The sequence below is a fragment of the Flavobacterium gelatinilyticum genome, from assembly GCF_027111295.1.
Lineage (GTDB): Bacteria > Bacteroidota > Bacteroidia > Flavobacteriales > Flavobacteriaceae > Flavobacterium > Flavobacterium gelatinilyticum.
The window spans coordinates 4,921,842-4,947,656 of record NZ_CP114287.1 but is presented as its reverse complement, the minus strand read 5'-3'; the positions used below and the strand labels follow the sequence as shown (position 1 = coordinate 4,947,656).

Below are 25,815 nucleotides of genomic sequence, written 5' to 3'. Positions count from 1 at the left end.
AGCCTTTGTTAATTTTGGTATTTATTTTTTGCTTTGAGTTTATACCTCATCACATCTTTAACCATCGATTTATTCTTTTGGTTAAAATGAATCAGCTCTGAAGCAATTTCGGGTTTCTTGTCAATTTTATCAGCCACGATTTCGTAAGCGATATTTTTGGTAACTTCTTCTAACTGTTCATGTCGGTTAAACTCGTGTTTTATAACCTGCAAAAACAACTCCGAATTGATTTCTGCTACTGTATCATTGTAAACAGCAGTAATAGCCTCTGATGCTTTTTCGACAGATTTGATATTTGCAAAATAATTATTGAGACAATTTGCCCCATCTCTGTTTTCCTTCCATCCTTTTAAAAGTAAATCCTGAGCTTGCTTACCATCCTGAATTTTGTTTCTGTAAACCAAAGAGGCTTTTACATATTGAAAATGGTTTGTATAGCTTTCAATAACCTTGTAAAAATAGGTATCGGCTTCTTTTTTATTATTCAATATCAAATATAAATCACCCACTTTCTCATAGTTGTTAAACTCTTTATACAGTTCTATCGCCTGATTGTAAGCACGGCCTTTTTCGTAACATTCGGCCGCTTTGTTTTTGTTTTTCAGATATTTCAGATGCACCGCAGCCGCTTCATTATACAATTCGCCTTTTTCAAGTACTTCGGCTGCTTTGTAATAGTTTTTAAGAAGCTTCATGTAAATATGAGCTGCTCTGGCATATTCTTTCTTTTCGATAAAACTTTCGGCCAGTTTTTCATAACGATTTTGTAAACTGGCAAATCGTTCTGAATCTACTAAAAATGAATTCCCTGAGCCCGAAGATCCTTTAGACCCTAAACTTCCTGAGCCTGAAGTGGCTCCTCCGGAACTTCCGGAAGAACTGCTGCTGACCGCCAATGCAACGAGTAAAGCCACTATGGCTATAACAACAATTACTACAAAAACAGAATCTATACCCAGATTGGTGCTTCGTAAATCGCAGCTGCGTACACTGGCCAAAACAAAAAGTACAAAAACTATTTTTAGGAATATGCTGCCCGATCCACTGTCAAATGAATCCGAACCCATTGTATTTCCTCCTCCCCGAAAAGAGCCTCCGCCGTAAGTAATTCCATCAAAAGAAAATTTTCCGTCATTTCCTCCTCTGGATGTTCCTAATGTATCGAGCGGAATTGCCATTTTCAAAGCCAGTTCCGGATTTTTGTCAAAAAACGCCAGGAATTTATCCATTTCCGCCTGATTTCCATTCATTATTTTTTGAAGATCAAAAGGCAGATCATCTGTTTTTTCTTCTTCTGAAAAGGGTTCTTCGATATTTTCCAGAATCTTTTCGGGATTGATATCATAGCGAATAGAAGAAATAAACTGAGGTATCGAAATTGTTTTTGACGGTTCGAGTATTTCTGTATCTTTTTCAACCGGAGCCTGAAGCAGATCCTGCCACAGTACTTCATCTTTCAATTCTACAAAACCAATTTCAGGATGCAGTAAATGATAATGTTCTGAAAACAAAGTATGCCATTCTTCTTTTGTCAGCCGGGGTTCGATGATAGTATTTTCAGGAATAAACAATTTGTTTTCTGCCAGCTGACAGAAGTTATTTTTCCCAATATCGGTTACGTTGACTTTACCTGGATTAAAAACTACAAGACAGCCAAATACTTCGTTGGCTTTGACTCCCGGAACCGGAAAAACTTTTACAGCATCAAGTGACAGCCCGATAGTCTGGATTTCATGAAGCCAGACCCCGGGAGAAGTACTTGTTATAAGAATTCCTTCTTTTGGGAAAGAATTTTTAGCTGTTATGCTTAATTTTAGTTTCATACTGTCTTATATTGTTTAGAAACGGCTCGATATATTTTGCCGTAAAATCTCTTTCCTTGATACTTGTCATAGCAGGATCAGAAATGAAGTATTCATTCCCTGAATATTCGTTTTCTGACACCATAACGGTTCTGCCGTTAATTATGAAAGGAATATAAAATTTAGATATTTCCTTTTTACTGCTTTCAAAGACAAGAATACCATCTGTATTGGTTATTTTACTGCCATCTTCGAACTCGAAAAACAAACTTTCAATATAGCAGATTGTTCCTTCCGCTTCTATCAGTTTCTTAAGTTTTTCGGCATTCTCTCTCGGTACATTATTTAAAATCACGCCTAAATCTACATCCACGATTCTTTGGCATTCCTCCAAAGGTTTGTTTGTATAATCTTTGATTAATTTTATAACTTTTGTTAAAGGTGTTCCTTTTGTTTTTAAAATCAGATTTACTTTTTCGGTAAATCGTACATCTTCACTTCCTGTCAGGTCGCTTCTATAGTAGGTTTTCTTTTTAAATTCTAAATGAGCGAATACAAAACCATTAATTTCGATTTGGCCATTGACAATTGATGCTCCCAATACTCTTTTTATGGTACTATACTTAAATTTGCTGTTTTTAAAACTATTCACAAATGAATTTCGTGTTCTGGAATAAATACTGAAAGCTTCTCTTATCGCATTACCGTTTTTCCAGTGTAGCTTTAAATCATCGCTAAGATGCCAGTACATCTGCCCGTTGGTGAAGTAAAATTCATCATCAAATACATATACACTAATATTCCCTCCCTTTAATGCACTTATATCAAGTGTTTCACTTTTTAACTCACGAGTTTGGAGATTTAATATGCTGATATTATGTACCAGCAAATCGCAGTAATAATACAATAAAATTTCCTGCCCCAGGTGATTTCTTTTTATAGCAAACTCTCCGTTTCCAAAAGGAATACCAGATGCTTTTTTTTCAAAACCTTTGTCAAAAGCATTATCTACGAACGCAAATAAATTTCCCTTTATATAGTTGTAGAAATTCTTTCCATCATGAAATATTGTATCGTAGTTTCTTTCAACAGGATACAAAAGCGGCATTACTTCAAAATCTGTTTTCTGTGATTGTTTTGGCTTACTTTTTTTCTCTCTCTGCCACAACTCATCCAGCGGCATTATAATATGCTGCAACAGTTTTCTGCCTTTGTTCTGGTTTTTATGAACTTTAATGCCTTCCAGCTGCATTTCGAAAACATATCTGATCTCGTTAAAATAATCGTTCAGTACTTTTTGCATAGGAGTCAGTTTTAAACTGTCTTCTGACGAAAAAAGAAATACTTCCTGTTTACTGCTGTCGATTTTATTAACTCTAAAAAAGGCTTCAATTCCTGCAGCACTATCTAGTTTTCCGCTGAGCTTACCTAAAGCAGCAATTACTTCACTTACATTATCTAAAGCTATTTCATCAAAATGCTCTCCCAGTACAAAAAACCTGCATTTAATATCGGTTTTAGGATGTGCTGCAATAGCAATCGCCGAAGCGTAAGACAAAATCTTTGGATTTCCCCAGTTTTTCAGCGAACTGTCGATTAACAGTATACGTTCAAATTTATCTGCCTGAGGCGGTACTTCTCTTTGAATGTAAAGTGCTTCATTGTTGGCAATTCTGGACATGAAGACATCATCATCATAAGCGAATTCCGAGATCACCAGTTTATCAAAATCACCTTTATTAGTTAAATCCGAAATTCCTCCCAAAGGCTGTTCGCTTGGGTGATTATGATGAAGCGGAATATTCAATCCGGACCATAGGCGTTTTATGAGACTCCCAACCTGAAATGTTCTGTCGTCTTCTATAAGCTGCTGCACAAAATCAGGTGGATTTTCAGTGAGTTTTTCTTCTTCTAAAACTTCTTCTCCCAGTTTTTCTTCTACTTCTTTCTGCGGTGTATTTTCCATCTCATCCAGAATAGACTTAACTGTAGGGAATTTTGCTTTTAACAGCGCCAGCGTTCTAAAATCCTTTATAAAATTCGATTCGTTAAACTCATCCTTGACCGCTGCACGCGACAAATGATGCCTGTAGTCTCTATATTCATCCAGAAATAATTTTGCTTTTTCTGTCGAAATTCGGTTATGGCACTTGTGAAAGATGGTCTGAAACAACTGCAGTCTTTTTTCGCCGGTTTTGTATTCATCCGGTAAGCTGGCAAGCAGTTTTAAAAAATCGATACTGGCCCCCACCCTAAAAAAGTTCTGATGCTGAAAAGTCTTTTTCAGTTCTTTGCTTTTTGCCAGGTTTTCGATCATGGCAACAGCTTCGGCATTTCCCGGATTTGTTGCGATTATGGCCAGCAGTAAAGTTCCGAAAGGCGGTAAACTGTCATCTGAAAGAAATTCTAAAATCTCAAAAACAAATTTCTCGTACCCAATAGTCTGTCCGTTCGGAATGGTAAGGGTTTCGAATACACTGTCTTCGGAAAAAATTTGATTTTCCCATTCCCAGAAATAGTCTTTATACGATTGAAAATATCTTTGAAATTCCATTTTATTTATGAAAAAGTTAATCGAAATGAGCTTATTGAAAGCGGTTTTATATTTTTAATTGGGATTTTTGAATACGTATTGTCCCTATTCCAAAGTACAATACTTTCTGCTGAAGGGTTTATTTTTTCCTGCAGCGTTTTTGTTAAAGCATGCCATTCGAAATTATATCCCGAAGGCATTAAAAAATTATTGTCAAACCAATACGTATCACCTTTTAAGGGCAGTAAAGGTGTTCCTAAAATCAGAGCTTTTTTGTCTACAATAACCCATTGCAAAGGGGCAAGCCTGTATTTTGGCGCAGATTCTATAAACGTCTTCAGTTCGTCATATTCTACCAGTAAAGCGTAAGCTTCTTTGAAATCCTCAGAAGGTTTTAAAGTCGTTTTTAGTTCCTTTTCGATCCCGAAAAAGTTATGGTTAAACTTAGGCAGTGAAACCGGAAGTGCTCGTAAAACCGGTGTCCATAACAAGCCCGAAGGAAGTTTTTTTACCGGAAGCAGTTTTCCTTTTTCAAACAATAAATTATCCTTTAACTCATAAAGTTTTGTGTAGGGAATCTGAAGAACCTCGGCCGAATTTATCTGTTCAGCCGAGAAATCTTTTATCCAGATTGTATGGGTTTCAAAAGCGGCTTTGAGGTTTTCCCAGTGCCTGATGGCGCCGAGAAAATTTTTGTGCTCTTTATTTATTTCTAAAAAATACATATTAAATAGTCTGCAGGATTTTCTGCCACAGCGATTCTATATGATCCTGAATGTATTTTTTCTTTTCAGCATCTTTAATCCAGTCGCAGCGGGTCTGAATATATCTCAGTTTATCCTTGATTACATTTTGTTCTTCAAAAGAAAGGTTTTCATCCTGCCATTTTTCGGTTAGATAATTGACTTCTTTCATCACACTTTCGGCGTCAGGCGTTTTGTTGTACAAAGCCTGAGGGTGCGAATCTGCCGAATTATCTTTTTCGATAATTTTATTGATGATTCCTTCCAGTATTTCAATTTGTTCTTCGTTGTCCCAGATGTATTTCAAAACCCAGAAATCGGATACAATCGATTCTTTTCGGCCGCACATTAAGGCACTGGCAGCAATTAGGTTCTGCAGTTTTACGGCACGACGGTCAGATACTTTAATTCCGGTATTTCGAAGGCTGTGAATAATATCTACGTATTCGTTTCGTGTTGCGGTTAAATCTACCTCACGGCAGAGTTTCTGCAATTCGCGGATTTCATCTGCTGAAATTGTGGGTGTTTCTTTGGCACCGGCACTTTCCAGTTTCCATCCGGCTGCTAAAACCTGATGCAATAAATCCGGTTCTACATAATCGCATTTTATACGAATCAGGAAACGGTCAAGCAGAGCATTCAGCGATTCATCTTCGGGCATCACGTTACTGGCGCCTACAAACATCAATGCGGGCAGCTTTTTGGTTTCTTTACCTCTTCGGAAAATTTTCTCGTTAAGCGCCATCAGCAAACTATTCAGAATTGCCGAGTTTGCGTTGAAAATCTCATCGAGGAAAACCATCGAAGCTTCGGGCATCATTCCTTCTGTATTCGTGATCAGTTCGCCTTCTTTCAGTTTACGAATATCGAATGGTCCGAAAATCTCATTGGGTTCTGTAAAACGGGTCAAAAGATATTCGAAGTTTTTATCGCCTTCAATTCCCTTAGACAATGATCTAACGATGGCACTTTTTGCAGTTCCCGGAGGTCCTAACAAAAAGGCGTTTTCCCTTGCCAGTAATCCAAGTCCCAGCAGGTCGATAATCTCATTTTTACCAACAAAAATTTCCTTGATATGTTTTAAAACTTCGTTTAATTTATCTATTGTATTCATTATTTTGGTTAGTTTTTTTTTGTTTTGTTCGAGTATTTTAAAGCTGCGCCCAGAAAATTTTTTTATAATCTCCAAATCCGGCTTCGAGCTGTTTTTTTATAAAATCTGACTGGGCATATTTGATTGCTTTCCGATGTACGATGCGATCAATATAAAGCTGCAGCAGACATTCATTTGATGCAATAGTTTCATAATTTAGTTCTTCAAAATCCAAATCAGATCCTACAGCAGAATAATGAAACTGAATTAAGATTTTTTCTAAAATGGGAATTACCAAATCTTCGGGATCAATTCTTTTCATTTCTGCCATAATTTGAGGCAGGAAACGCAGGCAGATATCTGCCGAAATAATGGCCGATGCATCCTGAATTCCTTTATAATTGGGTAACAGTACATCCAGTTCGCTTACTTTATGTTCTCTGTTTAACAATAGCTGTACCGAGAGGTAAACGGTTTTGGCAGCCCATAAAGCCGCATCGGGATTAAATTGCGGTGCTGTGCCCGGATATTCTAAAATTTCTTTTTCGTATTCGGTTTCCAGGAACAATTCAATTTCTGATTCCTCTGCTTTTGTAATGGTCATTATTTTATCGTACAAAATAACCTGTTCGATTGTTCTGAGATGATAAATGGTATCCAAAAAGGGTGTTTTCATTTTATCTGATTGTTTTTTTGAATCGAATTATTTTTACGGCTCTAAAAGCACACTTTTTTGAAATTGTATCTTAACAAATATATCATTAAACAAGGACAAAAAATCGTTTTTTTTCGCGGCGAAAAAAGAGAAACCGCAGTTCTAAACTGCAGTTCCTTTTTACAGCTGTCAACTATCCTTTTAACAGCTGTGATCAACAAATTAAATTCTAATTTTTAAGACACCAGTTCAAGATCTTGGCGATATTTTTGGCATCGTCTATACCTCTGTGATGCGTTCCTTCAAGCGGGATATTCAGCATATGCAAAGCGCCGTTCATTCCGGTTGCTTTTACCAAACCGTATTTTTCCGCAAAGTATTCTTTTACATTGATATGTTCGTCGCCCATTGGGTACGGAACACCAAACGATTTGCATTGTTTTTTAAGCATATTCAAATCGTACTGACCGTAACTTGCCCAGGTATACAAATCTGGATTGTACTCGTCGATAAGCTGGTTAACAGCATCTTCAAAACTAACTCCGTTTTTGTCCAGCAATTCCTGCGTGATTGTTGTTAATTCGGTACAAAACAAACTTACCGTAGAGCGCTGCGGTTTAATCAGGATTCCTTTGTTCTTAGAAATTTCTCCCGTATTGGTGTCCAAAACCGCCAGTCCGATTTCGATAATTTCGTTTTGCTGTCCCTGCGGGACGGTGCTCTGCCAGCATGTGGCTTCTAAATCGATGATAATAACTTTATCTGTAGTTGTCATTTTTTCTAATTTTTAAAATTTACAATTCTCTGTCTCCAAAAGGAGCTGTCCAGGCTTTCGACAAAATGCGGGTTTTAACCTCGTCATACGAAAGCGGTTCATAATTGTGGCAGTCTACACCTACGTCAAAAGAACGTGAGGTTTCATCGTCGAACAATTGTCCGTGTGAGTGGCCGTATAAATGCCATGTTCCTCTAAAAGAACTTCTCCAGACTTTCATAGCGTAATGAAACAGGATGATCTTTTGTCTTCCGTTTGGTGCGTCTTCATCGGCAACACTCAATTCGTAGTAATCTTTGATCCATTCAAATCGTTTTGCACAGCTCAGTGCCGATTTGTCGTGATTGCCTTTTACCAGAAAAATAGAACCGTTTAACTGGTCTAAAATTTCTTTTGTTCGTTCCGGTCTTGCGAGCGAAATATCGCCTAAATGATAGACAATATCGCGCGGACTTACCTTTTCGTTCCAGCGTTTAATGAGCTCTGCATCCATCTCTTCGACCGAAGCAAACGGGCGCTCGCTAAACCTGATTATATTCGTATGACCAAAGTGATGATCAGACGTGAAAAATATTTTTTGATTCATTGTGTTTTTAATTTTTTAATTTGAAACCAGCTGCTTAAATACTGCCGGTTTCTTTTTACTTAACGAAGATTTCCTTCAGCTGGCCAATAACGTTTCCGCTTCCTGAAATGGTAATTTCACCAATTTTATCCGCGATTTTTTCAACGTATTCCATCTCTTTTAGTTTCCACAGCATTTCGTTTTCTTCCATCAGCTTTGCTGTGTTTAATAAACTTCTTGTTGCTGCAGTTTCTTCTCTTCTCATAATACTGTTTGCCTGAGCTTTTTTCTCGGCAACCAAAACCTGGTTCATGATTTCCTTCATATCTCCCGGCAGAATTACATCTCTAATTCCGGCATCAGAAATTTCCAGTCCTAAGTCTTTGATTTTAGCTTTGGCTTCTTCTAAAACGGCATCGGCAACAGTGTCTTTTCTGCTTAATAATTCGTCCAGAGTCAAACTGCCTATAAAAGCTCTTAAAGCCAATTGCATCGTAACATACAATTGTTTTTCAAAGTCTTTGTTTTCGACCAAAGCTTTTAGAATATCCACAACCTGATATCTCACAAAAAAGTTGATTCTTAATCCTGCTTTATCTTTAGTCAGCAATTCCTGTCCTGAAATTTCTACTTGCTGCTGTCTTGTATCGGCTGTTTTAACCTCGATTGTAATCGCGTTATTCCAGAAATAATACGTTCCTGATTGTAATTCTTTTATGAAAGTTCCGTTTACAAACAACAAAGCTTTATCGTGGCTTGCTACTGTAAACTTTCTGACAAAATATCTCAGTTTAGCATTTTCGAGTAAGTTTACAGGAATGTTTTCTGTGATTTCGATTTTAGACAAATCGGCTTTGATGAATTCATTTTTTACAATTCCTTTCCAGAAAGCATATTTTCCAGGCACTAAAATTTCTTTGAAGTTTCCTTTCACAAATTGTAGTACAATTTCGTTATCGGCAACCTCGACTACTTCTAAAAGTGAAGCCAAAACTTCATTCTGCAATAGTATATCGAGTTCAAAAGGAGGCTGAAAAGATCCGTTTAAATCATACACCATTATGTTTTTGTTTCCAAAAATCCAGTGTTGTCCTTCTTCTATTACTTTTAATAATTTTCTGTTTTCGAACACCAAACCTATCTGGTACGTTTCGATTTTAATTTTCTTTATCATGGTTTGTGTTGTTTTTTTGGTTTTTGGTTTTTTGGTTTTGTTTGTTTCAGGTTTCAAGTTTCAAGTTTCAGGTTTCAGGTTTCAGGTTTCAGGTTTCAGGTTTCTGAATATCTATATCCTATTTTTCAAATCTATTCTCTTGCATCTTGCTTCTATTCTCTTGCTTCTTGCTTCTATTCTCTTGCTTCTATTCTCTTGCTTCTTGCCTCTATTCTCTTGCCTCTATTCTCTCTTTCTAAATAAAAAAACTCTTTGTCTTTCTCCTCTAACAAAAACGGACGAATAGTTTGTTTTTTGTCTGCCTGAATTGTTTACGATTCTGTTTTATTAAGCGAATCCCCGAATTCTCTTAACAATCAAACCGAAAAGAAAAACACGCTTTTCAAAATACGCTGCTGTTCGCACTGGCTTTATCAGAGTGTGAAACTTAGGGTTTTAAAACCCGGGTTTCACTGACAAAGACAAATTAGTTTTTTTCCTAATCATCTTTTTAAGAGTGATGTTCTCTGCTGTTTGCAGGTTTTTGAGACCCGTTGACTAGCCACTTGTCTAACCGAAGCATATTCGGTGCAGGATTCGAACCTGCGTAAACATTCTAATGCTCTATCCAGATTGAGCTACCGCACGAATGCGAATGGGACTCGAACCCACAACCCTTAGAGATTACCATTTTTATGGAAAAATGATTAAAACCTCCAAACCTGCTGTACAGAAAAACATGATACGCTTTCGCGAAAAGTTCGCTGCAATGGTGCTGTACAGAAACACACAACAAGGCTTGTTTGATATTGTAATGCAAAGTTTCCTTTGCTGTATTTTCATTTTGTTAAAGAACTTTTTATTTCCTGAACAAAGATTCAAATGATCCTGCGCAATTATTCTGCGCAGGATATTTTTTTTAATTAATCCATTCTATTACAGTCGATAAATAAGCTTGTCTTACTTCTTCAAACCTTGTAATATTGGGGATATGGTTTACTTCCAGTAAATATTTCGAACCATCCTCTGCCACGATATAATCGTTTCCAATCATGTCCATATTTAAAGCTTGTTTAATATGAAGCGTATCGGCAAGCAGCTCATCATCTACAGGCATAAAACCCGCGCTATCCGGATGAATCGATTTCAGCCAGTCATTTCCTTCCAGTTTAATCTGCCAATAGGTATCGCCTATCATCATAATCCTGACGGCTTCTCCTTCGTAATACGGTTCAATGGTGGCGGTAAACTCACTTTCCCACTCTCCGGTAAAACGATGTTTGTTTTCACCACAATGCCAGTTTCCCCATTTTGCAACGGTATCGTTTGCTGTATTTACAGAAGCTCCTGCGCTTACAAAGCCGCGTGGTGCACTAAATCTTGAAAGCGATAATGCTTTTACGAGACACGGAATCTTAAATCTGCAGTCGAGCATAGCTGCTGCATTTGGATAACAAGCTCCTTTCCAGATGGCTAAACCTGCAATAAAATCGAAATCATTATCATAAATTCCGTAGTACACTACTTTATCAACAGGAAGCATTCCAATTCCGTTTGCTTTTTCCATGTAAAGCACCTCGTCTTTTACAACGATTTTTGGTATCGCCTGATGCCAGATAATATGTCCTGAATAACTGGCTTTTATGACATCATATTCCTCTTGTTCAATTCCTACTAAGGCAATTCTGTTGTATACTGTTTTCATTTTTTTGCATTTTTAGCGTTACTTGTTTTCTATACAGATTCTAATTTCATTCGTTTAATTCCAAAATCTGATTTTCTTAATTTGCACATTCTTCCGTCTGAAATATGGTGAAAGACGATTCCTTCGATATCATTTTCTGATAAGAAATTTTCTAAGTCATCGAAATTAAGACTTACAAAATCCAATATTTCTTCACCGTGTTTTACCAAAGTGTGTCTTTCAAACTTTTCAGGGTTTCCTTGTACTTTTGGACCGCATAATTCGTACGTTCCGTCGATTTTATTTTCTAACTGATCAAAAGCTTCGAAAAAATGTTTGTCCTCAGATTTTGATCTCTCGCATTTTAACCAGTGCGGGTGATGTCCTGAAATGGGATCTGCTTCCTGGCATGGAATTGCTCCTGCCGGGATTGTTCGTCCTTTTTTGGCATCGAATCGCTTGAATATTTCCCCGCCGATAATAGCAGCCGATGTACCGTCAAATTTTCGGGTTGCAATGGCTTTTCCTTCCATTACCCATTTATTTTCGATGTTAATTTTATCTATTACTCTTGCTAAATCGTTAGGGTTTTTAGCAAATAATGTGCTTATCTTTTTCATTTTTCATTTTTTAATTGTTATCTCCGTAAAACTTTATACAGTAATTTGGCTGCATTGTAAGCATCATCGGCTCCATTATGATTTTTCCCTTCAAAAGATTCTCCTACCAGCTCCAGCTCTTTTAATAATCCTTGAGGTTTCTCCTGAAGGTAAACTAAATTAAAAAGTGTCTTTATATTCAAATAGTCATTTCTAAATGGGTTTTCAATTGCTTTTGCTTTACACTCTTGTTCTAATATTTCTTGATCAAAATCGCCATAACCTGCAAATGTTCTATACTTTGCCGAATACTTTGAATTAATTTTCTTTAATGCTTTCTCAAGAGAAGTTCCTTCTATCTGTAGTTTTTCATTTGTAATTCCAGTTAATTGGCTGCAAAAAGAAGAAACTCGTGAAACCTCCGGTTTGATATAAAAACTCTGTTTATTTTCAATTTTTCCCGACGATAAGATTAACTTACATACTCCTATTTCGATAATTTCTCTCTGATTTAAGAGTGTTTCCTCCTTAGTTTCCCAACAAGTTGCTTCAATATCAATCACTATAATTTTATCATATAACACCATGATTTCTAAATTTTTATTTTTTTATTCAACTTCTTTTGAAGCGGCTACTATTTTAAGTCACTAAGTTTTTTTTAAACTTTGAAGCTTTGCGCCTTTGCGACAAAAAAAATGAAAAACAGGACTCGAACCTGCAGCCTCCCGCATATAAGGCGGACGAACGACCTTCGTTCTCTTCTCATTTTATGTTTTTGTTTTTTGCCGCAAAGACAGAAAGAAGCTGAGTTTTTTATTTTGTAACTCAGAACCTCAGCATCTTCAAAAAAAGCGGCTCATACGGGAGTCGAACCCGTTTCTCCCGAGAGACAGTCGGGAAGGTTAGCCAGTAACCCCAATGAGCCAGTTCCTTCTAGAGAACAAGTGATTTTGGAAGGATTCGAACCTTCGACCATCTGCTTAGAAGGCAGACGCTCTATCCAACTGAGCTACAAAATCATTTATTATTGGGCATAAAAAAAGCACCCGATTAAAGGTGCTTGCAGAATTTATAAGATATACGTATCCTATTGTCCATATTCATGCACCTGTATTGTTAGACATCCAAGATCTAGGATCGGACGTTGCGATTTCATTCTATATGCGAAATTGAATTTCATTTTATATGTTGTTTTTAATTTAAAATCGTTTTTATTTTGAAAATCTATGTTCTGATTTTCTTCGGCAAAGATAAAGTCGAAAAAATCAATTATCCAAATTATTTTTTGAATTATTTTAGTGATTATCAATTACTTAAACCTAATGTTATTAGATAGAAAATCCTGTCCGCAAACTGGTGCAGATCCTTAATTGTATCAAATGACTGTCTCTCATTAGATTACTTCTCAAGATTATATTTCGCTATTTTGATCAATCATTAAACATTTTTTGTACAATTTTTTTAAATTATTTTTCATTAAAGTGTTTTTACTCATCTTTTTGCTTTGCTTTTCAGTGATAACCAAAAAAAAGCGCCCTGAAATCAAGACGCTTTTTATATTTTTTATTGAGTTTGTAACTACAAATTACAATTCTATTCTATAAAATACATATCGCATCCTGCATTATTCGATGGAAATCCTCCCATTAAATAGCTGCATTTTTGTCCTGCTGACAGGTCGATATGTTGATTTCTTATTTTCATTCGGGTGCAAATGTAGCTTTTTCTATCTTAAATTAACAAATTTTTATGAAAATTTGATAAATATAACAATTTGATGATTTAAGAAACCGTCATTTTAACAGCCAGAATATGTTTGCAGATACCACGTTTTCCCTGATAAGCGGTAAACCAGTCGCAGGTACATTTTTGCGAATTGCTGTCGATTATCACTTTATGCACTACGCCGGAACCTTTTACTTTGGCTTCTATATAATTGGCTCTGCGTTCTGTGATTTCTATTTCTTCATTGTCGATCAGCTTTTTAGCATTTTTAAGTCTTGGATTCAGCGAAAGAATTCTTTCTGTTTTAAACGGAAGACGTCTGTAAAAATGGGCCTTTTCGCTTAAATCATACCCCAATAATCCCATTGAAGACAAATTAGAAGTCAGGTTGTCCATCGTTCCAAAATCAATATCATTTTCTATAGAAAGCATGGTTGGATCAAACATTTCATTCGATTTTAATAAACTGTTTAAACCATACACCCATTCCATCGGCAGGTTTTCGGTCATGGTTTCCAGTACGTTTCCTTCTCCCGAAAAACCGCGGTAGGAATCCGGAGAAAACGCCATAAGCAATTGCATTTTTCCAAATTCGCAGACAATCGAGCAGGTTTGTTTGTCTGATGATTCGTAAACGAATATTTTATCGACTATCGAAAGAATCCCTTCCAGCAGTCTCAATCTCTGCACGCCTCCTATTCTTACGCTGTCGGCTGTGGCTAAAGTCGAAAACATAAATTTTCCGGCTCTTTTGGTAATAAAGAAATCACCTTTTACGCTTCCTTTTGGCAGACTTTGAAATAACTGAATGGTCTGGATTTTATTGAGTTCAAATTTCAAATCCATATCCGCTAAATACAGCTGAACACTTGTTAAGCCTTTTATCCAGCGCATAGGCAGCGTTACTTTTTTCTCTGTTACTTTTGCTTTGCTGGTAATCACCTGAACGTCCTGCTGTCCAACTGCAAGGGTTACTTTTTCATTTTTTTGAATGGCGTTTAAGGCATTCAGCATTGGATCATTAAAATCGACATTGGTTGTTCCGTTTGCAATAAATTCGCCGTCGACTGCTTCCGGTTTCATATCTAATCGTACGTAAACGCCATTGCAGGACGAAAATCCTTCAAAGCGTAATCTTTCTGATCCGGCAGAAACAATAGGATCGCGAAGACTTGGCGGAATAGGACCAAAACTCGAACGAACGACTTTGGCAATCGTACTCCAGCATTTTGCCGTAACATACGGATCTGTCAAACTTCCCCAGAAAAAACACGGAATATTGTTTACTTCTTCAATTTCGGTTTGATGTGCCAAAACGAGATTGTTGATTCCTTTGGTTTTACTGTATGTCGAAATTCCTTTGTAATTATATTCTAAATCTGTCATTTTCTTTATTTTAAAATTTGCTTAATCAACGATTTAAGCGAAGCATTATCTTTCCATTGCTCAAAAAACACAATTGCTTTTTCTGATGGTTTCTGATTGGTTTTGATTAAAACATCGACATAATTTTCGACCATTTTCTTGAAATTCGTCGGCAGTTTTTCCTTTACATCAAGATTGGCAAAAAAAGTATTAAAAAACTGAAGCAGTGCACTGTTATGCAAAGGCGAAATATCTTTTAAAGCAATTATGCCATCGGTTAATCTTGAAAAAGCACCGTATTTTTCAGAAGCCAGAAACGACGCTTTCTGAGCCAGTTTTTCGACATCCAGAATTTGTTTTTCTATCAGGTTAATCAGCGTTTCAGAAGCTATTAATCGTAAATCTTTTTTCTCCTGAAAGAAACATGCAGCAAACAACATTAGTGTATTTTCAGAAAATCGAAACTCCGGCCTGTTCATGACATCCAGAAAACCTTTTAATTCCGGTTTAGAACCATCGGCAATTCGGCAGTTGTTCAGTAATGTCAAGGCCAATGCATCCGGATTCTGCGGTGTTAAACTGTGCCAGTAACAGGTATTTCCGGCATAATTTAAATTATAATCCCAGCTGTTTGATCTGGTATAAATATCCTGACTGTAAAGTAAATAATCCGGAATTTTGGTATAGTTGGGCATATCAAAACGAAGTTCGTACCAGGATGGTGATCTTTCTTTTTCTTTGGTTTGATAATTTCTCCATTCATTCCATTTTTCTTTAAAAGTAATTTCGGGTGTATAGGGTGAAACCACAAACGGAACTTCTTTTAAATACGTACTTTCAAATTCTGCAAAAGTATTGTCCGGATAGAATGTTCTTGCTGCAACGGCCCATAACGATAATTTCCCGCTTTCTTTGGTCGTTTTGCCCATTGTTGCCAAAAGTTTTGAAACTAACGAAGTCGAATCGATTGTCAATTTGTCTTCGGCTCCTACGGCAAATGACAATAATGGTTTCAATTCGCCTTCGATCTGATTTAGTAACGGAATCGCTTCTTCGGTATTTTCTCTCGGCATTCTGGCAATCGCTACTGCTAAATCCAGGTAATCAATTTCTTCCTCTGCTTTTTGATAGGCGATAACTCTTTCCAGCAAAACTTTTGGCGCTACCCAATACGGTTTATGACTTGGGAAAGAAAGCATTGGTAATTTTGAATCAGAATCCATTTTTTGCTGTACTTTTTCCAGTAAAGGTTTTATTAAAAAATTGGTTCTTATATTGGAGTAATGTTTGAAACGTCCATCGAATTTGGTGTTGATATTTTTTATTTTTTCGGATAAAAACACCTTCATTACATTTTTATGAGAGGCTTCAAAATAATGCTTTTGCAGCTGTTTTTCATACGGCTGTAATTGTGCGGTGTAATCATCCGGGAATAAATCGCGCTGCTGAATGTAGGTATTCATCAGAATTTCGGTATCGAGAACTTCTTCGGAACCAATAAAGTTTCCAAACTGAAACAAAATCTCATTCCAATCCTTTGGTAATTGCACTTCTTCTGTCAATAACAATTCTTTTTTAGTTTCGAACTGGTATTCTTCAAAACCGGAATCAAAATCAGCTAAGGCATCTTGATCCATAAACTGACTCAAACCGGATTTTATATTCCCCTGCATCAATGAGGCGTACGAAGTCAGTTTTTCTTTCAGCGCTTTGTCTTTCACAGAACCTAATTTTACCAGAAGTTTACTCGCGCGTTCCTGCAAAGTCAAATCAGCGATTACAAAAATATCGGCTAAAATCGAAGCTATTGAGTTGTTTAATTTCGGATTGGCTTTGCTCATTTTTTCTAAAACCGGCAAGGCGCTTTTTATTCCGGCTTTGCAGTCGCTTCGCATCATCATCGGCTCCAGCCATTCTAAAAATGATTTGGTTTTAAATTTAGGATGCGTGTATATTTTTTTAACCAGTTCGATTCCGTAACTCGTAACAGGCGGATAAGCGTTGTGTAAAAGCGAAAATATATTTTCCTGATATACAATCAGTTCGTCTTCGGATGCGTTAAATTCTTCAATTCTTTTTCTAAAAAACGATTTGATATTGTTGTTCCATTCTTTGGTCTGAATCTGAATCGCATTTTCAAAAAAGAAAGCGCGGTCCATTTTTTTCTGGTCCAATAATTCTTTGTACACAATAGCCCACGTGCTAAACTCGTCGTGGCTTTGCTTATCATTATCTCTAAAAAAAATATTATGAAGAGTGGTTTCGTAATTAAACATCTCCGGAATATCTCTTTGGTACGTTGTTTTATCTTCCAGAGCTTTGGCAATAAAAACCCTTGCTTTCATTTTGGCGCGCCATTCGTTGGTATTGGCCAGACATAAGGCATACAATTCAGGATTGAACTGCATTAAACCCTGGTCTTCAAACAAACGCAGAATATAATAGTTGAAGCTTCGCCAGTCGTCTCTTCGAACTTTTTCGAGTATAAACGTTTCGAGCCAGTTTGGTTTTGCCCATAACAAGGTTTCTAAAACATACGATTTATGATCGGCTTCGTCCAGTAATTGAAGTGCTTCATCCCAGGTTGTAATATCGGTTTTATCAAACAAAGCAACCGCGCTGAGCGTGATAATTTCTTTTTGCTGAAAATCACCGCGCGTGCCCCAGCCATAATCGTGTTTGTCTTTTTTTACATAACCGGGATCTTTTGACAAATCTGTATACGTCATCCAGTAACGTTTACTTTTTTTAATGTGTTTTTTTAACGCTTCGATATTTCCTTTGGATTTTTCTTTTAGAAAAGGAAGCATCAAATCGATTTTTTTTGCTTTTATAATCGAATCGTATTCTTCAAGAATTTCGTCTGATATTTTACTTTTAGCCGATTTTGGTTTTGAAGTAGCATCGACTTCACCGGTTTCTGAATATCCTTTTTTTACTTTTTCTGCCAGTATTTTTTCTGCCATTTTGAGGCATTCTTCGTCTGAACCGAAGCTTTTGGTCTGGGTTGTGCCAGATGTTCCGTTTTTTCCGTACGTTACGGTATAACTGGTTCCTGTTACTTCAATTTCCCAGAATTTATCTGAATTTCCGTCGATGTATTTTAAAGTTTTTTTCATTACTGTTTTTTTTCAGGTTTGAAATGCGCATAATTTAGACACGGATTAAAACGGATTTCTCTTTGCTCTTTTTTCCTGCCTTACTTTGTCCTCTAAATGTTGGTCGCTTTTTCTGAATTAATTGGTTGTATGCTTTTAATTAGACGCGGATTAAAACGGATTTCTCTTTGCTCTTTTCTCTTTGCTCTTTTCTCTTTACTCTTTGCTCTTTGCTCTTTACTCTTTCTCCCTGTCTATTAAATTCCCCGGATACTTTTTACTGCGCTATTCTGTATATGTTTTATCAATCTGGCTTAAAATAGTAGGATCCTGGATTTCATCGTCTTTGGCGAACAATAAAACTTTGGACATTACTTCGGCCGATTTTGGATCGTCATCTGCAAACGGAAGGAACAAACGTCCTCTGTGCTGCGAATGAATTGGCAGAACCGACAGATATTTGCCCGGAAGCTGGTGTACAACGGCGCTTCCTAAATGCACGCTGTATTCTGCCATTTTTCCTTTAATGATCGCATGGTTTTCTTTGATTTCGACGTTTTTGACTTTGAATAATCGAAGTGTTTCTCTCAATAAAACAGCTCTCATTTCGATAGAAGAATGACTTGCTTCAGGATCAACACCGCCAACGTGGGCAACGCTTACCACTAAATCAATATCGCGCATTACTTCTGAAAAAATCCTCGGATTAATAGCTTCAAAAGCAATGTTTTTATAATCTTTTAAAGAATGGAATTCTATCGTTTCCAGAGTCGGGCTTTCGATGTCGGCTGGCGAAAACCAGTCGGCCATGGCGTACATTTTTACCTGATAGCCTTCTTTATGGAAAACTTTCTGCAATCCTTCTTCATAATCTACTTTCCATCCTCTTGTTTTCAGTAAGGCCAAAGTCTGTGTTGGCTGTACCTGATGTCCGGCATAACGTCTTGAAACTGATTTTTCTTTTAATTCATCCGGTGTCGGCACATACAATTCCCTGAAAACCTGTTTAAACGGCTGTTGTAATTTGTTATCAAAGCAATATTTCTGGAAATCTGTCCAGACATTATTTTTATGTAAATCGAAACAATGCGCAATTCTAAAAGTATGGTTTTCGTTTACTTCGATCATTTCTCCTAAACCGCTCACGAGATTTCCGTCTACATAAAAACCAATTTTATCATCGTTTGAAATGAAAACTAATTTTTCAAGATGTTTCGAAATAATCGGGTGTTCGAAAAGATTCTGCATTTCTGCGAATAAAAACTCGTCACCGCGAATCATACTTTCTTCAAGACCTTTTCGCGAACGTGTCCATTGCTCGCGCATGGTTTTTCGGTAATTGGTTAGTTCCAGAATACCTTTGTCTTTTTTGTATTTTGGCGGAATCGATTTTAGTTCCTTACCTGCTTTATAGGTTACGAGATCTGCTTTTCCTTCTTTATTAATAACAAGGCTCACGGTTATATCATCCAGAACAACCTCTGTTTCTTTAGATAGAATATTCTGAACTTGTTTGGTTTCCATTGCCCAGGTTAGACGAACCGGATCCGGATATCCGGCATTTCTTGCCAGATTTTCCAATGCCACGCGAATTGCTAAAGCCTCACTGGCCTGTTTCATCGAACCAAATTCTTTGCTTTCTTTTTTAAACTGCTGCAAATATTCGTAGCGTGCCAGAATGTCTTTTTCGGGACTGGTTTTGCTTAAAGGCACCAAGCCGTACACGCGTAAATAATCCTGATCGCGTTTGTCTTTTACTTTTGCGGTAACTTCTCTTATTTTTAAATCTCCGGTAATCGTATCAGCATATAATCTGGCACGTCTGTGACCATTACCATCTGTTACATATTTAGCAGATTCGTACAGAAGTTCCCATTTTGCTTTTCCTAATTTTTTGTATGCCGATATAAACCAGTCTTTGTCGACACCGCCGTCTTTGAAATCCTGTAAATCCAAAGATGAAAATCGTGCGGCTTCACTTTCCAGTTCCGAATTTGCGGCGCTGTATGCTGCCGTTTTTGTATGCGCATGAAACCACCAGATTCCTTCATCGAGACCTTTCCAGTCCAGATAATTGCTGATAAACTTCTGCCATTGAGGTGCATAAATGGCGGTTTGAATTAATCTTTCTTCGGATATTTTAGCTTTTTTTACCAGATCATTAAAAGTTTCCTGCGTGTCTGTGGCAAGCGGATAACATCTTTTTAATAAATAACTGAACAATTTTTGTTTCGTCAATTCAGTATAACTCCACGAATAAATATAACCTTTGTACAAACTTGCTTTTCCGAGTGCCGAAATAATTTCAACCAGGCGATTAATGCCAAAAATCTTCTGGAAACTCTGAACCAAATGTGTAACCGCTGTATTCGAATCCCCTCTTTTGATTTCAACATCCAAAAAGGTTTCTCTTATTTTATCGATCATAGGAACCAAAAACGGAAATCTCGTTGTTAAACCTTCGCTTCCGTAATGTCTGTAATGTTTGGTATCGCTTGTTAAAACCGAGATTCTTTCGCTTTCTAAAATTCCTTCGTACAACTCGCCTTCAGTAATCGCATTTTGTTCAAAAGCAATGCAGTACAAATGAATTGGCGGTTTTGTATACGAAATATTTCTTGGTAATCCGTTGAGCTGTCTCCATCGGTACAAATTCCAGACTTTTATATTTTGTTCTTCGGTTAAATCTGCAAAACCAATTTTGTTTAAATACACATCAAAAAAGCCCTGATTCTGCCAGCCGTTTCCACTATTAGCATCATAATAATACTGGTCTTTTGATGGCTTAAATTCAAATTCTATTACCGATTCCGGAAGATCGGCATATAAAATACTGCAGGCATCAATTAAAAAGTCGGTTTTGTCTTTAAAGATGTATTTAACCTGCAAAGCATTCAGAATATTCAAAATTGGGTTGTCCCAGTCGTAGCCTCTTTTGTTGGGGTGTGGCAGCAATTCTTTATAATAAAAAACATGTTTTTCCAGAAAATCGCGCCATATTTTTCGGTCGCAATTGCTTACAAGCGTCATCAGGAATAAATCTCTTTCGTCTAAACCCGAATTTTTAAACCAGTCTTCCCAAACAGTATGCAGCGGATAATTGGCAAACAAAATCTCCGGATCTTTTTCGTCTTTAAGACTTCGTAATTGTCTGAAACCATTGCCCAGCAGCACCGACATTTTACTGTTGTCGTAATTCTCGACTTCGTATTCGTAGTTTCTATTTTCTTCGAATAACGTGTACAGTTTCGAAATTTCGGTTTTGATGTGCGATAACGGTTTTGAAAATCCAAATTCCTGCTCCTTAACCGATTTTGTGTACAAAGAATCTGCCTTTGGTTTTGGAAGTTCGTAAGCCGAAACCGTATTTGGGGTATAAAAACCATATCCGTTTTCTTCGCTCAAAACGTTTTTCTTTTGCGACGGTTCTAACTGCTCAATAAATTTAGATTCCTTTTCGGTAATTTTTGGTCTTTCCAGATAGTCTTTTACCCAGTCATTTACCTTGTCTGTCAGTTTGTTATTTTTCTGAAGCTGCAGCATTAAATCCAGAGCCGACATACGTTGTTCCAGATCGCCTTTTTCTAATGTCTGATTAACGAACGAAACAATTTTCTGGTCTTCCTGTTTGATCAGGATCGCCGTTAGGTTTTTCTTTAAATTGGAATTTTTACGTTTAAACAATTCCTGAAATATCGCCAGTTCATCCTCTGTCAGGCTCAGTTTATTCAACGTACGGATTGCCGATGCTACCAGCGATTCTCCCCTGTCTTTTAAGATACGAAGGGCAAAACTGCGCTGAAAATCGGTTGGAATCTTATCTTCTTTTTGTGTATTGTTGTTGTAACTGTAGAAAGAATACGAGTAGAAATCGCCCAGAATTTGTCGGGTTAATTTTTCTCTTAAGTTGATAGAAAAGCCTTCAAAATGCGTTAAAACCGCTTCTAATCTTTCGGTATTATCACCAACGAGATTTATAGCGGCGGCGTAAAGCGTGTCTCTTTCAAATTTAATATTTAACCAAGAAAATACTTTTCCTTCAAACGTTTTTTCTTTTTCGGTTACCGTCTGTGCCAGATTGTAGACTTTATCGAAAAAGTTCGGGTAATCCGGATTTTCTACATAAAATTTCGATTTTACATTGGCTTCAAGCAAGGTATTCATTCTTGGCACGGCAAAAGCCAGAACCTGTAGGTTTTCGTTGTCGATTGCTTTAAAATAAAGCGGCATTTCGATGTACGGATCGTTGGTTTCTCCGGCAAATTTTAAGGCAAGGGATTTCTTTTCGACCGAACCGTTTTCTAATAATTCACGCAGATACGGAACGGTTTTTTGTACGTCCAGAACGCCCTGAACCCAAAGCGCCATATAGACTTCGTTATTGTTTTTGCTCTGAATTCCCGCCGGAATCGTCTCCGGATTATCAAAATACCCCGAAGCCAGACCAATGATATTGCGAACCGTAGTTTCTTTTTCAGATTCCCAGCCCAATCCTGTCCAGGTATCAATGGCTCTGATAACCGATGAAAAACGGGTTAATTTATTGTCGATTATCACCTTAATCATATAAGGCAGCGCGTTGATGCTCGTTTCATCTAAAGCTTCTAATACGGTCTGGCGCAGACCTTCCTGACGCTGTGCAGCCAAAAGTAATTTTTCGACCAGTTCCCAGCTTTCCTGTTTTTCGCTGTTTAAAAGCGCTTTGATGATATTGCGGGATACTTTTCCGTGGGTGTCTTTATTGAAAATAATGTCTTCGAAAAGCTGAAACAGATTTTCTTTATTCAAATCTATTGCTGCCGACCAAACCATAAACTGATTGCTGGCGTTTGAAATTTCGGTATCAAAACGAATTTGTTCTTCGAGGTTTAAATCGTAATAATTCGCACGGCTGTCCTGATAACTGTACAAATTGGGTCCGTTTAGGAGCGAACGCAGAAAGTTAACCTGATTAACAACTAGATATTTTTTATGGTTTGGCGCTCTAAACGAACGTCGGTTATAACCATTCTGATACATTTTTAGAGGCAGACGGTTCCAGGCTTCTTTTACAAAAACGGCATTTTGTTCGCCAAAAAAGAAAACCAAAAGATCGTAGTAATTTTTGTCTTCCCAAATATCTTCTTTAATCAGGGTTTCGAATTTTTCGGCTTCGTTTGAACCCAGCCCAATAAAATTGCCATAATAACTATCCGGCAGTTTTACTAATTCCAGACCAAGCTCTGCCGCTTCTTTTTTTAGTTTTTTTCCAGAAAATAATTTCGTAACCAGATTGCTGTTTACAATTTCTTCCAGTTCTTTTTTAAATCTCTTAATTGGATTTTCGATTACTTTACTTTTTAAAAGATCTTCTATCGTCATGATTTTGATATTTTAGATTTTAGATTATTTTGAATTGCAGATGCTTCAAATTTTAGATTGCAGATTTTAGATTTTAGATTGATTTTGATTCCTAAACCTGCAAGATTTAAAATTGATATTGCAATTGATTTTTGCCATTTCAATTTTTAATTTTTAATTCTCAATTTTTAATTGATTTACCAGTAACTTCCCGCCAAGAAAGTCAGTCTGATAAAAGTGAGGTTTTTATTTTGAGATAAATCGATTTGTTCGGTTAGTGTTTCCAGCTGATCGTCTCCATAGAAAATGGCATACAAGCCGTCTTCAAAAGCCTGAATGGCATTTTCCTGCGCTTTGGCCAAATCTACTTGGTTGTGATTGTACAGCGCGCCGAAACCTACTTTTCCGGTGTCGGTTAAAATGGGAAGATAATTTTCTTTTGGAAGGTGGATTTTGTCTTCGTCTTCGAACTCAAATGAAGCAGAACGGAACAATTGCACCTGATGATCGACAATCGATTCTATGAGTTTTTGTGTAGTAATGACAGGATTTTCTATCGCAAGAGCGATATTCTTCTCCTGAAGCAACGGATGTTTTTTTCCTAATTGTTTAACTGAGATGCTTATATTCATTTTTTGCGGCATTTATTTAGAAGCTGTAAAATAAGAATTTTACAATGATTTTTTCTTAAAAGAACATCTTTTAACTGTTAAAAAATATCATGAATTAAAAGTACAATTTGTAGGCAAAAAAATACCCCGCCAATTGGTATTGGCAGGGTTTGGGTTTTTATTTAGATTTATTGGAATTTTTCTAAAAATACAGTTTTTCGCGAATCTTAATCAAAGTCCTGACTGCCTTTTCTTCATCTGGTTTTTCAGGAAGGTTCGACGATTGATAATGCGTTTCGATTGAAGCGATTAAATTATCTGCCATTTCCAGTAAATCATCATACTCTTTATTTCCGGCTTTTATGTCCAGAAGTTCCTCGCGGTTTGAAACCCTGATGTTTAATTTTCCCGCCGCAAGAATCTGTTCTGCTGTTTGCAAAAGCCTGATGGTGTGCATCATATTTTTGCTGTCGTAATTTTTTCCGTGCTTTTGGTTGGTGTTGTAACGCTCTTCGTTGCGTTTTTCTATCCAGTTCCAGTATTCTGTGTATTCTTTGCAGTATTTTGAGTAACCGTCCTGATTGCAGGATAAATACCCAATTGGTTTTTCGTTTTTTCTAATAGACGACAACGAAACTTCGTTTGAGGTTTCTTTTTGGATAATTCCTTTGTAGCCCAGCGTTTTTTCGTGATCGTAAAACATGGCAAATGTTCCTTTAGAATTAGGAAGATCTACAAGACCAATCTGTTCCTGCTTTAAATTGTGCTGCTGCAAAAATGCCGAAACCGTAATGGTTTTATAGCCTTCTAAAACATAACAGAAATCCAAGAGGCTTTTCTTTTCTTTTGGCAGCGGATTTACAATTTTCTTGTTCAAACCCCTCGCCTTTTTAATCTGCGTTACGGCATAACCGGCAAACGAATCTTTGCAGAGTTTCGACAAAAAATCGTCTAACTGCAAATGTTCCATCAGCGGATGTTTGTACAAAATACAATCCTCCGGCGAAGCCAGAATTTCGAGTATATTGGGATTATTTTTAAGCAGAAGTTCTACAAAACGCCCAATTTCGTAATACACCTCATCGTTGGTTTCGTTACTTATCTGCGGAATATACTCTAAACCAAAGAATTTTTCTTTTGGCAGATAATAAACGCCTTTTAAATCAGTATCGGATGTTGGGGTATTTAAGCCAAATGACCTGCTTCCTGAAATTACTTCGAACAGGATTAGGTTTTGGGATTTTAAGTCTTGAATGGTCATTTTAAATTATTACGTATTCTTTAAACAATGTAAATATAGAAGATAAAAGTTTTGATAAACCGAAGTTCTTTCCAAAAATAACGCTTTTATTAAAGTAAGAAAAAGAATATATTTACGGTTTACGAAAAACAGCAAAAACTGTATTCTACCAAATTATCTTGTATTTTACGAATTGCTGTTTTTATTAAAATTTTTAAATACCTTTGAAATATGAGTACAGCAACTAAACCTAAACATATCGGCAGAAATATCAGCCGAATAAGAGAGCTTCGCGGCATGAAACAAGGAGCGCTCGCTGATGCCATTGGCACAAGCCAGCAAACTATTTCCGGCATTGAAACCAGTGAAACCGTTGATTTCGAAAAATTGGTACTAATTGCAAAAGCACTTGGCGTGACGGTAGAAGCAATTGAAAATTTTACTGAAGAATCTGTTTTTAATTTCTTCAATAACTTTTACGATAATAGTGCTAATAATGGTCCACAGGGAAATGGAGATAGCAATACTAATTTCAATTGTACTTTCAATCCTCTTGATAAAGTGGTCGAGCTTTACGAACGTTTGGTTCAGGCTGAAAAAGATAAGGTTGAGTATTTAGAAAAGTTGATGAAAGGGAAATAGGGATTTTTCTTTTTAGGTAAGAATTGAAAAAGCGCAAACTTTTAAAAGAGTTTTCCCCCTGCTGACGAGAACCTCCCACTCGTGAGTACATTGCACGTATGAACCTTGCATATCTAGCTGCAAACTTTGAAAGGATAAAAATACAATTCAGTATATTTAAGAAACGCATTCATTAATTTGGATGCGTTTTTT

17 protein-coding genes and 3 tRNA genes are annotated in these 25,815 nt (G+C 36.8%); 1 reads left to right on the top strand and 19 read right to left on the bottom strand.

Going from position 1 to position 25,815, the window contains the following annotated elements:
• Positions 1-8: 8 nt before the first annotated feature.
• From OZP11_RS21445 to OZP11_RS21355, 19 genes are all read right to left on the bottom strand, one after another.
• On the bottom strand, positions 9-1,823 hold the full coding sequence (locus OZP11_RS21445) for a hypothetical protein (RefSeq protein ID WP_281232528.1): 1,815 nt from the start codon (positions 1,821-1,823) through the stop codon (positions 9-11).
• Entirely contained in the window at positions 1,795-4,356 is a 2,562-nt protein-coding gene (locus tag OZP11_RS21440) for a ribosomal protein L7/L12 (RefSeq protein WP_281232527.1), read from the bottom strand. Before OZP11_RS21440 ends, OZP11_RS21445 begins: the two co-directional genes overlap by 29 nt.
• A gap of 5 nt (positions 4,357-4,361) precedes the next feature.
• The gene (locus OZP11_RS21435; RefSeq protein ID WP_281232526.1) at positions 4,362-5,060 is read right to left on the bottom strand and encodes a hypothetical protein; all 699 of its coding nucleotides are present in this window, start codon (positions 5,058-5,060) and stop codon (positions 4,362-4,364) included.
• Between the two features lies 1 nt (position 5,061).
• Positions 5,062-6,192: an AAA family ATPase gene (locus tag OZP11_RS21430; RefSeq protein ID WP_281232525.1), complete on the bottom strand. Its 1,131-nt coding sequence runs from the start codon at positions 6,190-6,192 to the stop codon at positions 5,062-5,064.
• A gap of 37 nt (positions 6,193-6,229) precedes the next feature.
• Positions 6,230-6,847 carry a hypothetical protein gene (locus OZP11_RS21425; protein WP_281232524.1) on the bottom strand — a complete coding sequence of 206 codons (618 nt, stop codon included), beginning with the start codon at positions 6,845-6,847 and terminating at the stop codon, positions 6,230-6,232.
• 208 nt (positions 6,848-7,055) lie between these two features.
• Complete coding sequence (locus OZP11_RS21420) at positions 7,056-7,601, bottom strand: 3'-5' exonuclease (protein WP_281232523.1); 546 nt, start codon at positions 7,599-7,601, stop codon at positions 7,056-7,058.
• A gap of 19 nt (positions 7,602-7,620) precedes the next feature.
• Positions 7,621-8,187, bottom strand: coding sequence for a metallophosphoesterase family protein (locus OZP11_RS21415; RefSeq protein WP_281232522.1), 567 nt, complete (start codon positions 8,185-8,187; stop codon positions 7,621-7,623).
• A 55-nt stretch (positions 8,188-8,242) separates the two neighbouring features.
• Positions 8,243-9,340: a slipin family protein gene (locus tag OZP11_RS21410; RefSeq protein WP_281232521.1), complete on the bottom strand. Its 1,098-nt coding sequence runs from the start codon at positions 9,338-9,340 to the stop codon at positions 8,243-8,245.
• 898 nt (positions 9,341-10,238) lie between these two features.
• On the bottom strand, positions 10,239-11,024 hold the full coding sequence (locus OZP11_RS21405; RefSeq protein WP_281232520.1) for an ATP-grasp domain-containing protein: 786 nt from the start codon (positions 11,022-11,024) through the stop codon (positions 10,239-10,241).
• A 29-nt stretch (positions 11,025-11,053) separates the two neighbouring features.
• Positions 11,054-11,623: an RNA ligase 1 family protein gene (locus OZP11_RS21400; protein WP_281232519.1), complete on the bottom strand. Its 570-nt coding sequence runs from the start codon at positions 11,621-11,623 to the stop codon at positions 11,054-11,056.
• A gap of 17 nt (positions 11,624-11,640) precedes the next feature.
• Positions 11,641-12,189: a 3'-5' exonuclease gene (locus OZP11_RS21395; protein ID WP_281232518.1), complete on the bottom strand. Its 549-nt coding sequence runs from the start codon at positions 12,187-12,189 to the stop codon at positions 11,641-11,643.
• 107 nt (positions 12,190-12,296) lie between these two features.
• Positions 12,297-12,368 (bottom strand) — tRNA-Ile (locus OZP11_RS21390).
• A gap of 86 nt (positions 12,369-12,454) precedes the next feature.
• Positions 12,455-12,527, bottom strand: a tRNA-Asp gene (locus OZP11_RS21385).
• A 20-nt stretch (positions 12,528-12,547) separates the two neighbouring features.
• Positions 12,548-12,621 (bottom strand) — tRNA-Arg (locus OZP11_RS21380).
• A 763-nt stretch (positions 12,622-13,384) separates the two neighbouring features.
• Positions 13,385-14,713 carry an SWIM zinc finger family protein gene (locus OZP11_RS21375; RefSeq protein WP_281232517.1) on the bottom strand — a complete coding sequence of 443 codons (1,329 nt, stop codon included), beginning with the start codon at positions 14,711-14,713 and terminating at the stop codon, positions 13,385-13,387.
• A gap of 5 nt (positions 14,714-14,718) precedes the next feature.
• Positions 14,719-17,811 (bottom strand): DUF6493 family protein, encoded by a 3,093-nt coding sequence (locus OZP11_RS21370; protein ID WP_281232516.1) that lies wholly within the window; start codon positions 17,809-17,811, stop codon positions 14,719-14,721.
• 264 nt (positions 17,812-18,075) lie between these two features.
• Positions 18,076-23,151, bottom strand: coding sequence for a DUF4132 domain-containing protein (locus tag OZP11_RS21365; protein WP_281232515.1), 5,076 nt, complete (start codon positions 23,149-23,151; stop codon positions 18,076-18,078).
• Between the two features lie 176 nt (positions 23,152-23,327).
• Positions 23,328-23,762 carry a hypothetical protein gene (locus tag OZP11_RS21360; protein ID WP_281232514.1) on the bottom strand — a complete coding sequence of 145 codons (435 nt, stop codon included), beginning with the start codon at positions 23,760-23,762 and terminating at the stop codon, positions 23,328-23,330.
• Positions 23,763-23,943: 181 nt separating this feature from the next.
• On the bottom strand, positions 23,944-25,002 hold the full coding sequence (locus tag OZP11_RS21355; RefSeq protein ID WP_281232513.1) for a nucleotidyltransferase domain-containing protein: 1,059 nt from the start codon (positions 25,000-25,002) through the stop codon (positions 23,944-23,946).
• Positions 25,003-25,212: 210 nt separating this feature from the next.
• On the opposite strand from OZP11_RS21355, the gene OZP11_RS21350 reads away from it, so the two are divergent.
• The gene (locus OZP11_RS21350) at positions 25,213-25,623 is read left to right on the top strand and encodes a helix-turn-helix domain-containing protein (RefSeq protein WP_281232512.1); all 411 of its coding nucleotides are present in this window, start codon (positions 25,213-25,215) and stop codon (positions 25,621-25,623) included.
• Positions 25,624-25,815: the final 192 nt, after the last annotated feature.

Excerpts from the sequence above, each read along its gene's own strand:
- OZP11_RS21445 (WP_281232528.1), bottom strand. The coding sequence starts at position 1,823 with ATGAAACTAAAATTAAGCATAACAGCTAAAAATTCTTTCCCAAAAGAA.
- OZP11_RS21440 (WP_281232527.1), bottom strand. The coding sequence starts at position 4,356 with ATGGAATTTCAAAGATATTTTCAATCGTATAAAGACTATTTCTGGGAA.
- OZP11_RS21435 (WP_281232526.1), bottom strand. The coding sequence starts at position 5,060 with ATGTATTTTTTAGAAATAAATAAAGAGCACAAAAATTTTCTCGGCGCC.
- OZP11_RS21430 (WP_281232525.1), bottom strand. The coding sequence starts at position 6,192 with ATGAATACAATAGATAAATTAAACGAAGTTTTAAAACATATCAAGGAA.
- OZP11_RS21425 (WP_281232524.1), bottom strand. The coding sequence starts at position 6,847 with ATGAAAACACCCTTTTTGGATACCATTTATCATCTCAGAACAATCGAA.
- OZP11_RS21420 (WP_281232523.1), bottom strand. The coding sequence starts at position 7,601 with ATGACAACTACAGATAAAGTTATTATCATCGATTTAGAAGCCACATGC.
- OZP11_RS21415 (WP_281232522.1), bottom strand. The coding sequence starts at position 8,187 with ATGAATCAAAAAATATTTTTCACGTCTGATCATCACTTTGGTCATACG.
- OZP11_RS21410 (WP_281232521.1), bottom strand. The coding sequence starts at position 9,340 with ATGATAAAGAAAATTAAAATCGAAACGTACCAGATAGGTTTGGTGTTC.
- OZP11_RS21405 (WP_281232520.1), bottom strand. The coding sequence starts at position 11,024 with ATGAAAACAGTATACAACAGAATTGCCTTAGTAGGAATTGAACAAGAG.
- OZP11_RS21400 (WP_281232519.1), bottom strand. The coding sequence starts at position 11,623 with ATGAAAAAGATAAGCACATTATTTGCTAAAAACCCTAACGATTTAGCA.
- OZP11_RS21395 (WP_281232518.1), bottom strand. The coding sequence starts at position 12,189 with ATGGTGTTATATGATAAAATTATAGTGATTGATATTGAAGCAACTTGT.
- OZP11_RS21375 (WP_281232517.1), bottom strand. The coding sequence starts at position 14,713 with ATGACAGATTTAGAATATAATTACAAAGGAATTTCGACATACAGTAAA.
- OZP11_RS21370 (WP_281232516.1), bottom strand. The coding sequence starts at position 17,811 with ATGAAAAAAACTTTAAAATACATCGACGGAAATTCAGATAAATTCTGG.
- OZP11_RS21365 (WP_281232515.1), bottom strand. The coding sequence starts at position 23,151 with ATGACGATAGAAGATCTTTTAAAAAGTAAAGTAATCGAAAATCCAATT.
- OZP11_RS21360 (WP_281232514.1), bottom strand. The coding sequence starts at position 23,762 with ATGAATATAAGCATCTCAGTTAAACAATTAGGAAAAAAACATCCGTTG.
- OZP11_RS21355 (WP_281232513.1), bottom strand. The coding sequence starts at position 25,002 with ATGACCATTCAAGACTTAAAATCCCAAAACCTAATCCTGTTCGAAGTA.
- OZP11_RS21350 (WP_281232512.1), top strand. The coding sequence starts at position 25,213 with ATGAGTACAGCAACTAAACCTAAACATATCGGCAGAAATATCAGCCGA.